This window comes from Allobosea sp. P1_A7 (genome assembly GCF_056406775.1).
This window is the reverse complement of the sequence record NZ_JBFTZN010000213.1, coordinates 1-10046: the sequence shown is the minus strand read 5'-3', so window position 1 is coordinate 10046 and position 10046 is coordinate 1. Positions and strand designations below refer to the sequence as shown.

The 10046-nt window shown below is 65.7% G+C and carries 9 protein-coding genes; 2 read left to right on the top strand and 7 right to left on the bottom strand.

Annotated features, from left to right (window positions below; all coding sequences use genetic code 11):
• Nucleotides 1-120: 120 nt before the first annotated feature.
• From AC1D34_RS27635 to AC1D34_RS27615, 5 genes are all read right to left on the bottom strand, one after another.
• Nucleotides 121-1056, bottom strand: coding sequence for an ABC transporter permease (locus AC1D34_RS27635; protein WP_441504734.1), 936 nt, complete (start codon nucleotides 1054-1056; stop codon nucleotides 121-123).
• A gap of 88 nt (nucleotides 1057-1144) precedes the next feature.
• A complete protein-coding gene (locus tag AC1D34_RS27630; protein WP_441504857.1) occupies nucleotides 1145-2731 on the bottom strand; it encodes an ABC transporter substrate-binding protein in 1587 nt (528 codons plus the stop codon).
• Nucleotides 2732-2879: 148 nt separating this feature from the next.
• On the bottom strand, nucleotides 2880-4544 hold the full coding sequence (locus AC1D34_RS27625) for an amidohydrolase (protein WP_476825922.1): 1665 nt from the start codon (nucleotides 4542-4544) through the stop codon (nucleotides 2880-2882).
• A 171-nt stretch (nucleotides 4545-4715) separates the two neighbouring features.
• Entirely contained in the window at nucleotides 4716-6203 is a 1488-nt protein-coding gene (locus AC1D34_RS27620) for a M81 family metallopeptidase (RefSeq protein ID WP_441504736.1), read from the bottom strand.
• A 222-nt stretch (nucleotides 6204-6425) separates the two neighbouring features.
• Nucleotides 6426-7553 (bottom strand): saccharopine dehydrogenase family protein, encoded by a 1128-nt coding sequence (locus AC1D34_RS27615; protein WP_441488674.1) that lies wholly within the window; start codon nucleotides 7551-7553, stop codon nucleotides 6426-6428.
• Nucleotides 7554-7672: 119 nt separating this feature from the next.
• Between AC1D34_RS27615 and AC1D34_RS27610 the strand changes: the two genes are divergently transcribed.
• Both AC1D34_RS27610 and AC1D34_RS27605 read left to right on the top strand, forming a co-directional pair.
• Nucleotides 7673-8104: an Lrp/AsnC family transcriptional regulator gene (locus AC1D34_RS27610; RefSeq protein ID WP_043239300.1), complete on the top strand. Its 432-nt coding sequence runs from the start codon at nucleotides 7673-7675 to the stop codon at nucleotides 8102-8104.
• A 92-nt stretch (nucleotides 8105-8196) separates the two neighbouring features.
• Nucleotides 8197-8421 carry a hypothetical protein gene (locus AC1D34_RS27605; protein ID WP_441488675.1) on the top strand — a complete coding sequence of 75 codons (225 nt, stop codon included), beginning with the start codon at nucleotides 8197-8199 and terminating at the stop codon, nucleotides 8419-8421.
• A gap of 159 nt (nucleotides 8422-8580) precedes the next feature.
• Here the strand turns inward: AC1D34_RS27605 and AC1D34_RS27600 are convergent, their stop codons facing one another.
• Complete coding sequence (locus tag AC1D34_RS27600; protein ID WP_476825921.1) at nucleotides 8581-9204, bottom strand: alpha/beta hydrolase; 624 nt, start codon at nucleotides 9202-9204, stop codon at nucleotides 8581-8583.
• A gap of 80 nt (nucleotides 9205-9284) precedes the next feature.
• A partial coding sequence (locus AC1D34_RS27595) for a ring-cleaving dioxygenase (protein WP_476825920.1) occupies nucleotides 9285-10046 on the bottom strand: 762 nt, incomplete at its 5' end.

Sequence of the window (10046 nt, the reverse complement as noted above, 5' to 3'; positions counted from 1 at the left end):
GGTTGGCGTCCATGACCGGGTCGGTATGGGCGAGGAACGGGGCGAAGGTACCGGCGACGACGACGGCCGCGAACAGCACGCCCCCGATCACGAGATTGGCTCTGAATTTCATCGGCACCCTCAGGTGTATCTGATGCGGGGGTCGATGATCGCGGCGAGAACGTCCACGAGCATGTTGACCAGCAGGAAGAACAGCACGATCACCAGGATGCAGCCCTGCACCACCGGGATATCGCGCAGCGAGACGCTGTCGACGAGCAGCGAGCCGAGGCCCGGCCAGGCGAAGAGCTTTTCGACCACGACGGCCTGGCCGATCACCGAGCCGAATTGCAGGCCGACGGTGGTGAGCACGATGACGAGCGCATTGCGCGCCAGGTGCCATTGCACGACGCGGCGCTCGCTCATGCCCTTGGACCGGGCGGTGCGGACGAAATCGGCATTCATGATCTCGAGCACGGAGGCGCGCGTGGTGCGGGCCAGCAGGGCGAGCGGGGCGACGCCGAGCGCAATCGAGGGCAGGATCAGGTTCTTCATCGCGCCGTCGCCATAGCCGAAGCTCGGCAGCCAGCCCAGGGTCAGCGCGAAGAGATACATCAGCATCAGGCCGAGCCAGAACTTTGGCAGGGAGAGGCCGGAAACGGCGGCCACCATCGAGACCATGTCGATCCAGCTGCCCGGCCGCAGCGCCGCCAGAAACCCCAGGGGGACGCCGATCGCGATCGCAAACAGCATCGAGGCGAAGGCGAGTTGGAGCGTCGGCCAGAGACGTTCGGCAATCAGGTGCCAGACCGGCTGGCGGGTGCGGAACGAGGTGCCGAGATCGAGCGTCACCAATTGCCCGATATATTTCACGAACCGGGTCGCGACGGGCTGGTCGAGCCCGAATTGCTGGTTCATGCGGGAGACGGCTTCCGCATCCATGACGGTGCGTCCGTCAGCCATCTGGCTGGAGGCGAAGCTGCCGGGGATGACGCTGAACAGTAGGAAGATCAGCGCCGCAACGGCAAGCAGAATCGGGATCGCCTGCAGCAGGCGCCGAAAGACATAAGACAGCATGCAGAACTCCTGGCCACGAACCCTTGGCCGCGAACTCTTGGCCGCGAACGCCCGGCAGCGAAGGCCGCCGGGCGCCGGGGTTTGGAGATTACTTCGCGGCCGGGGACGACGCGTCGACCCAGAGATCCTCGTAGTACTGCAGAGCGAGTTCCGTCGCGTTGGGCTGCAGGCCCTTCAGCCAGGGCTGATAGGCCATGACTGCCTTGTTGTAGTTGAAGAACCAGACCGGGGCGTCTTCATAGACGATGCCGTTGGCCTTCTTCAGCAGGTCGATGCGCTTGGCCGCATCGTCCGTCGCGGCGGCTTCGTCGATCAGCTTGTCGACGGCCGGGTTCTTGTAGGTGGTGTAGTTGCAGGCGCTCTGCGGGGTCGCGGAGTAGAAGCACTTCATCTGGGTCAGCGGATCGGGACCAGAGGTGTTCGACCAGATATAGGCCTGGAAATCACCCTTCGAGACGATGCCGCCGAGCGCCGAGCCTTCGACCGGCTTGATCTTCACCTTGACGCCGACCTTGGCCAGCATCGGGATCACGGCCTCGACGATCGGAACGCCCCAGCTCTCGTTCGGGGAAGCGGTCCATTCGAACTCGAAGCCATCGGGATAGCCGGCCTCGGTCAGGAGCTTCTTCGCCTTCTCCGGATTGAAGTCGTAGGGCTTCATGTCCTTGTCATAGGCCGGCGAGGAGAGCGGCAGCCAGCCGGTGGCGCGATAGGCCTTGTCGCGGACGAGGCGCTTGATGATCAGGTCGCTGTCGATCGCGTGATTGATCGCCTGGCGCACCCGCTTGTCGGAGAAGGGCTTGAAGTTCGGGTTCATGCCCATGTTGCGGGTGAAGACTTCCGCGACTTCGAGAATGCCCTTCTTCAGGTTCGGATCGGCCTGGTAGGCGACATATTGCGTCGGTCCCAGGATCGAGACGTCGATCTCCTTGTTGCGGAAGGCGATGTCGCGGGCAGCCGCCTCACCCATCGGCGAGATCACGACCTTGTCGGCATAGGGCTTGCCGGCCTGGTAGAACTTCTCCCAGCGCTCCAGCACCATGCGCGAGCCCGGAACATGCTCGACGAACTTGAACGGACCCAGACCGATCGGCTTGTTGAAGAAATCGGGTTCCTGCGCTTCCTTGGCCGGGAAGATCGAGGTGATCGCGGTGCGGAACAGGAAGCCGGGATCGGCCTTCTCGATCAGCGTGATCTCGAGGGTGAAATCATCGATCTTCTTCAGGCCGGAGATTTCCTTGGCCTCGCCCTTCTGGAATTCCTGGGCGCCCTTGACGCGCCGGACAAAGGCCGCGCCGGGATAGTTCTTCGTGGGATCCATCAGCCGGGTGTAGGTCCAGATGATGTCGTCAGCCGTCATCTTGCGGCCGTTATGGAAAAGCGCGTCGTCGCGCAGCTTGAAGGTGTGGACCGTGCCATCGGCGGAGGCGGTCACGCTCTTGGCGAGCTCCAGCACCGGCTTGTTGTTGGTCGAGTCCCACTTGTAGAGCGCGCGGTGCAGCGCGTTACCATAGATCTCGTCCTGGATCTGGTTCGAGACATGGCTGTCATTGCTGACGAAGGATGCGGCATAGGGCGCCGTGAAGCGGATCGTGCCGCCGCGGCGCGGTTCCTGCGCCTGGGCCGAGAACGCCATCGTCAGCGTCAGGGCAGTGGTCAAAGCCAGTCGTTTCAACACGTCAAATCCTCCCAAATTTCCCGTTGATCTTTTTGGTGGCGCCCCCCTTTTCAAGGGCGGCGCCGGTCAGTCCCGTACGGAACCTTACTTGGTTTTTCCGGTCTGTCTCCGTCGTCTAGCCGGCTGTCCCCGAGCAATTATCCGGTCAGGCATTCTGCGCGGCGCGGTCGAACACGACCTTGCCGTTCAGGATGGTGAGATCGCAGCGCGTGTCCTTCAGGATCTCTTCGGGCGCTGCGGTCAAAAGGTTGCGTGAGAACACGGCAACGTCGGCGAGATAGCCCGGCACGAGCCGGCCCTTCACGGCCTCCTGCTTCTGCGAGAAGGCGCCGAATTCGGTATAGGCCTGCAGCGCCTCGTCGATCGAGACGCACTGGGCCTCATCCATCACCGTGCCGCGCCAGGTCTTGCGGGTCAGCATGGTGTAGAAGTTCGGGAACGGATTGGGGTCGCAGACCGGTGCGTCGCTGCCCGTCGCCGGCTTCAGGCCGAGATCGAACCAGGTCCGCAAGGGGTAGCTCGACAGCGCCCGCTCCCGCCCGAGCACCTTCACATAGGCATCGCCGAAATCGTAGATGAAGACCTGCTGCGGGCAGGGATAGATGCCGGCCGCGACCATGCGTTCATGCTGCTCGGGCGTCGCGAAGCCGCAATGCTCGATGCGGTGGCGGCGGTCCGGATCGGGATGGGCGGCGAGCGCCTTCTCATAGGCCGTGATCAGCTGCTCGATCGCGGCATCGCCAATGGCGTGGCAGGCGAGCTGATAGCCCTTCACATGGGCGTCCATGACCTGGCGCTCGACATCCGCGTTCGAGCACATCTGCACGCCGGTGGTCTTGTCCTCGCCGAGATAGGGCGCGTTCATCCAGGCGGTGCGCCCGCCGGCCGAGCCGTCGAGGAAGAGCTTGACCGCGCCGACCATCAGCATGTCGTCGCCGGTGCCGGAGATCAGCCCGGCCTCGTAGCATTGCGGCACGACCGAGCGGCCTTCGTCGCCGAGCAGGGTCAGCCAGGTCCGCACCGGCAGGCGGCCGTCGCGCTTGGCGCGGTGATAGGCCGAGATCTCGCCGAAGGCGCCGCGCTGGCCGACCGCCGCATCCATGCAGCTGGTGATGCCGAGCGAGAGCAGGTAATTGCCGCCGCGTTCGATGCCGGTGACGAGGTCTTCCTCGGTCGGGCGCGGGATCGCGGCCCAGACCGGCGCGCGGGCGTTTTCCGCCAGCATGCCGGTGAGCCGACCGTTCTGCTGTTCGATCAGGCCGCCGGGCGGGGTCGGCGAGGCCTCGTCGATGCCCGCGAGCTCCAGCGCCATCGAATTGCAGATCGAGACATGGCCGCAGGTCCGGATCAGCATGACCGGATTGTTCGGCGCGGCGCGGTCGAGTTCCTCGCGATAGGGATGCCGGCCGGTATCGAGCTTGGTCTGGTCGTAGCCGCGCGACAGGATCCAGTCGCCGGGCTTGGTGCCGGCGGCACGCTTTGCGATGGCATCGAGCAGGGAGGCGAGATCGGGCGCGACCGCCGGGCGGGCGTCGACCCAGTCCATGGTCATGCCGAGCGAGACGAGGTGCAGGTGGGAATCGTTCAGGCCGGGCGTGGCGAGCCGGCCCTCGAGATCGATCACCTTGGTCCCGGGGCCGATCAGGGCGGCGATCTCGGCATCGCTGCCGGTGGCGAGCACCCTGCCCTGCCAGATCGCCAGGGCCTCGACGACCCCGTCCTCGCGGCCGCACCAGATCGGGCCGTTCCTGAGGACGAGATCGGCCTGCGGCCGGGCGCGGTGAGCCGGGGTTTGAGCGGAGAGCGTCATGGAAACTCCGAATTCATGTCAGGGCTTTAGTCCGAACGTCACGCCGGAGGCCAAAGCCCCCGGCTCGATCATCGGACCGGATTTCCTATTCGGTTCGATGATCTAACCTTCTGTGTTCGCATCGGTTTTCCCGAAAACCGCAATCCACTTTTCGGGCCGATGCTTTAGGCGCTAGATGTCGTCGAGCGGGAAGATCGGCCGGCGAACGCTCTTGTAGGGGCGCTCCTTGAAATTGCGCGTCGCCAGCGCGCCGGTATCGACCTCGACCACTTCGCGGGCGATCGGCTCGAAGGCGGCCCGGAAATGCTGCATCGACTTGACGATCACCGTCGATTTCCGCGTCGGGTCGACGCCGAGCGAGGTGAACTGCGCGAGGTCGGTCGCCTGGCCGTTATGGGTGATGATGACGAGCTCGACGCCGCCGATGCGCAGCATGACGCTGAGCCCGTAGCTGCGCCAGGCACCGCCGCCCATCGGGCCATAAGCGATGAAATGGCCGTCGGTGATCGAGACGACCCGGCCGGTGACCTCGAGCGGGCCGCCGCCCATGTTCGGATCGACCTTGCCGCCGAGCATCAGCGTCACGGTGTTGCCGACGCCGGCAGCCTGCGCCTGCAGCGCAGCCTCGCCGTCGCAGATCGCGTGGAAAGCGACATTCTCCAGGCCGGTGGCCAGGACCGCGCGCAGCAGGTTCGTGGCGTCGCCATAGGCGCCGGCGCCGGGATTGTCGGAATAATCGGAGATCACCAGCGGCTTGCCGGCCTTACCCTCGCCGTTCTGGCCCTCACCATTCTTCGCCTTCACCATGGCCTCGGCCACGGGCGTGAAATGGATCGAGGAGAAATGCCGCTGCTCCCAGGCATAATCCATCAGCTCTTCGGCGATGGCCTGGGCCTTGTTGCGGTCATTGGCGGTGACGACGACGGAGGGGCCGATATCGTGGACGTCGGCCGAGGAGAAGCCGGCCTGGACGCTGACGACCAGCGCCTCGCCCTTCGCCTCGAGCTCGTCGCCGCGGCGCAGCAGCTCCTTGAACGGGGGCGAGGTCGTGCGCCCGCCATCGAGAGCGTAGAGGATGGGCCGGCGGGCAACGGCGGCGGTCGGCGTGATCTCGCCATCCATCGCCTTCTGCAGCAGCTCGGCCGCCTGCCAGGTCCGCTCATACTGGTCGATATGCGGATAGGTCCGGTAGGAGATCAGCGCATTGGCGCTGTCGGCCATCAGCTGGGTGAGCGTCGCGTGCAGATCGAGCACCGCGACGACCGGAACGGAGGGGCCGACCTTGGCGCGGATGCGGGAGAGCAGCTCGCCCTCACCGTCATCGGAGCTTTCCGTCGCCATGGCGCCGTGGAGATGCAGCAGCACACCGTCGACGCCGGCGCAGGCCGCGACGATCTTGCCTGCGCATAGCTCGAAGGCCGCATCGGTGACGCGGCCTGAAGGGTTGGCATGGGCGACGATGGGGTGGGTCAGGCTCCAGCCGAACTTCTCGGCCGCCTCGAAGGCTGCGCCGAGCGATGTCCGCGTGCCGCTGAAAGCCGGGGGAATCTCGTTGTCGAGATAGAGGCCGGCGTTGCGAAAGACCTCTTCTCCGGTGAGCTGAACACTGAATGTGTTCGTCTCATGCATGAACTCTGCGACCAGAACGCGTCGTGCCATAATCCTCGTGTCCCTCCCGGACCCTTTTCGACTCTTTTTAACGGTCGTTCGGGTCTATGCCAGATGTGTATACAGCATGCGCTCCCTGCGTGGAGCGCCTGCCGTTCGTCGCAAGCGCGGCCTTAGGCCGCGCTGCGTCTGGACGAAATCGCCCAGACGCAGAAAACGTGATCGAACCTCATAGTCATGCGAAAAACCGTTGCCGCTTTTTCGCAGAATGCTCTAGGCCGCGCGGCTGCGCTCGATTTCGCCCTTGCCCGGGGTGCCGTCCTCGGCCCGCGCATAGGCCTTGCCGAAGCGGTTGGCGAGGAAGGAATCGAGCGTGATCTCTTCCTGGCGGACAAATCCCTGCTGCGGCAGCTTGCCCTGCGCCAGCATGTCCAGCACCGCGCAGATGCCCGAAGCGGTGGTGATCTGGATGGCGCTGCGCGTCACGCCGCCGACGGTCGCGCTGTAGACCTTGTTGGCATAGGTCTGCTGCAGCAGGCGGCCATCTTTCATGCCGCTGACGGTGACGAAGATCACCACGACGTCCTGCAGGGTGCTCGGCAGGGCGTTCTCAAAAATGTCCTTCAGCACGTCGCGGCGATCGGCCAGGCGCAGGTCCTGGAGCAGCGCCTTCATGATCGCGCAATGGCCGGGATAGCGAATCGTGCGGTAGTTCAGCGTCCGGACCTTGCCGGCCAGCGTCTCGCAGAGCGTGCCGAGGCCGCCAGAGGTGTTGAACGCCTCATAGGTGACGCCGTCGAGCGAGAATTCCTCGCGCTCTTCCATCGCCGGGACGAGGGTCAACTCGCCGTTGACGACCGCTTCGCAGGGTTCGCAATACTCGTTGATGACCCCGTCCGTGCTCCAGGTCAGGTTGTAGTTGAGCGCGTTGGAGGGGTATTGCGGCAGGGCGCCGACGCGCAGCCTGAGGCTGTCGAGCGTGTCGAAATCACGCGCCAGATCGGCGGCGACGATCGAGATGAAGCCCGGCGCCAGGCCGCATTGCGGAATGAGGGCTGCCTTCGCCGTCTTGGCGAGTTCCTTGACGCGCCTCGTGCTGGCGACATCCTCGGTCAGGTCGAGATAATGGACGCCAAGCGGGGCCGCGACTTCGGCGATCCGCGTCGTCAGATCGAAGGGGGCTGCGCTCAGCACGGCGAAACGGCCTTCGAGCAGGGCGGTCAGCGCCTCCTTGTCGGCGATATCGACCTTGCGGGTCGAAACCGTGGCGCTGGTGCGGATGCCGGCGAGCTGCGCCTCGGAGCGGTCGGCGACCGTGACGCGGTAATCCCCGCTGCTGCCGAGCATGTCGGCGATGGTCTGGCCGATCTTACCCGCGCCAATAACGACGATTTCCTTCATTGTGGCGCTCCGTGCGTTCGTTGATGTCCTATGCTGGCTGACGATTTCGTCGAATAGAAGCGGCCATCACGACGATTCATATGGGATTTTACGGCGATCTGCCGTAAGTACTCAGCATCATGCCGATCGACCGCACAGACAGACAGCTCCTTATCCTGCTGACCGAGAACGCCCGGGCGCCGGTGGCCGAGCTCGGCCGCCAGCTCGGCCTCTCACGCACGACGGTGCAAAGCCGGATCGAACGGCTGGAGCGGCGCGGCGTCATCACCGGCTACACGGCGCGGCTCTCCGACGAGCATGAGCGCGGGCAGGTCAAGGCCCATGTCCTGATCACCGCACTGACCAAGCTCGCTCCCAGGGTCGAGGCGGAACTGCGCCGCATTCCGGAGGTCCGGACCCTTCATTCGGTCAGCGGTCATTTCGACATGATCGCGATCGTGATCGCGCCGTCGATCGGCGAACTCGACGAGCTGATCGACCGGATCGGCGCGCTCGACGGTGTCGAGCGGACGATGTCGTCGATCATTCTCTCGACCCGCGTCGAGCGCTGAGCCCTCGCCTGCTCCCGGCAATCGCGCGCTCGTATCCCGCCACAATCAGGCGTACACTCACGACCAGGGGAAAACTGCGGTGGGAGAAGAAGATGGCAGGTGACGACCGTCGGCCACGCGTCTGGCATGACGTACACAGCGTGCAGGAGGCCCCGCGCGAAAGGCAGAAGGCCAGCGGGCGAATCGCAGCTGAAGAGGCTGCGGCACGCAAGAAGATCGAGGCCTTGCGGGCGCAGCGGCTGGCGAAGGAAGCAACTGAGCCGCCGCCCGAGCCCAAGCCGGCTGCACGCAGCAAGCCGAAGGCGACAGCGCCCTAGGACTGACTCGAACGGCAGCAGGGCCGTCATCCGGACGCCCGGGAGTTACGAGATTCGGCCCCGGATCCATCGAACGCCGCAGGGCGTTGCGACGGATCCGGGGTCTTTGTTTGTGCCGGAACGGCGCCCCCAATGCAGAGCGCCGATTCGCCGAGGCGTTCAGGCCTGGTCGAGCCAGGCGGTGAGCAGGCCGATATCGGCCTGCGACAGGCCATGGCCCGCCGRTAGGATGCGGTGCTCGACCGTCGCGCCATTGCCCGACAGAGTCGCGGCAAGCCGTGCGGCGTCGGCGGCCGGAATGATCGGGTCCTGCGCTCCCGACAGCATCAGCACGCGTTTGCCGGCGAGATCGGCCTTTGGTGGCTCCCGGAAGGGCGACATCGCCCGCAGCAGCGCCGCCCCGGCCAGCACCTCTGGGCGCAGCAACAGCAGGCTCGCCGCGATATTCGCCCCGTTCGAGAAGCCGACGGCAATCGGCGCGGCAAGATCATAGCGTCGGCGCGCATCCTCGATGAAATCCGCCAGCTCATGGGTGCGGCGGCTCAGATCGGCCTCGTCGAAGACGCCTTCGGCGAGCCTGCGGAAGAAACGGGGCATCGTGCCTTCCAGCACCTGGCCGCGCGGCGAGAGCAAGGCGGCGCCGGGCGCGACCATGCGGCCGAGCGGCAGCAGGTCATGCTCGTTGCCGCCGGTGCCATGGAGCAGCAGCAGGGGCTTGCGGGCGGTATCGCTGCCCGGCTCGAACGCATGGATGAAGGGTGTGGTCGCGACGGCGTCCAGCATGGGTCACTCCTCGATAATGCAGGGGACGGCCCTGCCCCGTCAGCGCGGCGAGGCAGGGCGTCTTGTTTGGTCAGGTGTCGTCAGGCGAGTTCCGGCAGCACGGCCTCGATACGGCTGCGCTGCGCCTCGTATTGCGGCGGCAGCTTCAGCGCCTGGCCGAGGCTCTCGCTCGCCTCGTCGATGCCGAAGCCCGGCGCGTCGGTGGCGATCTCGAACAGGACCCGGCCGGGCTCGCGGAAATAGACAGAGCGGAAATAGTTCCGGTCCCGCTGCTCCGTGGCGCGGATGCCATGGTTCTCCTTTAGGCGGCGCACCATCGCTTCCTGCTCGGCATCACCCGCCGCCCGGAAGGCGATATGGTGCACCGAGCCGGCCCCCTGGCGTGCCGGCAGGAAGCCGCCGGCGGTGCGCAGATCGACAATCCCGCCGCATGCCGCGCCCTCAGTCCGGAAGCGGGTCACGCTGCCTTCCCTCGCGATCTCGGCAAAGCCGAAGATGTCACTGAGGATCGCACCGGTCGGCGCCGCATCCTCGAGCAGCAGGCTGACGGAGTGGAAGCCGCGGATCGCATGCTCGGCCGGAATCGCGCCGCCCGTCCAGGCCGGCTCGGCGGCAATGCCGGGCAGGCCGATCAGGGCAAGCCGCATCCCGTCCGGATCCCGGAAGGGCAGCACGGTGTCGCCGAAGCGCTTCTGCGGCGCCTCATGGGCGACGCCAAGCTCGACGAAGCGATGCGTCCAGTAGCCGATTGCCCCCTCCGGCACGCGGAAGGCGGTTTCCTGGGTCTCGCCGACGCCGAGCCGGCCCGGAGCGGCGTGCTCCCAGGGGAAGAAGGTCAGGAT

What these genes read in the sequence shown, in the direction of transcription:
- AC1D34_RS27605 (WP_441488675.1), top strand. Translation starts at nt 8,197, where the DNA reads ATGGCAGGTGACGACCGTCGGCCACGCGTCTGGCATGACGTACACAGC.
- AC1D34_RS27625 (WP_476825922.1), bottom strand. Translation starts at nt 4,544, where the DNA reads ATGACGCTCTCCGCTCAAACCCCGGCTCACCGCGCCCGGCCGCAGGCC.
- AC1D34_RS27615 (WP_441488674.1), bottom strand. Translation starts at nt 7,553, where the DNA reads ATGAAGGAAATCGTCGTTATTGGCGCGGGTAAGATCGGCCAGACCATC.
- AC1D34_RS27610 (WP_043239300.1), top strand. Translation starts at nt 7,673, where the DNA reads ATGCCGATCGACCGCACAGACAGACAGCTCCTTATCCTGCTGACCGAG.
- AC1D34_RS27635 (WP_441504734.1), bottom strand. Translation starts at nt 1,056, where the DNA reads ATGCTGTCTTATGTCTTTCGGCGCCTGCTGCAGGCGATCCCGATTCTG.
- AC1D34_RS27620 (WP_441504736.1), bottom strand. Translation starts at nt 6,203, where the DNA reads ATGGCACGACGCGTTCTGGTCGCAGAGTTCATGCATGAGACGAACACA.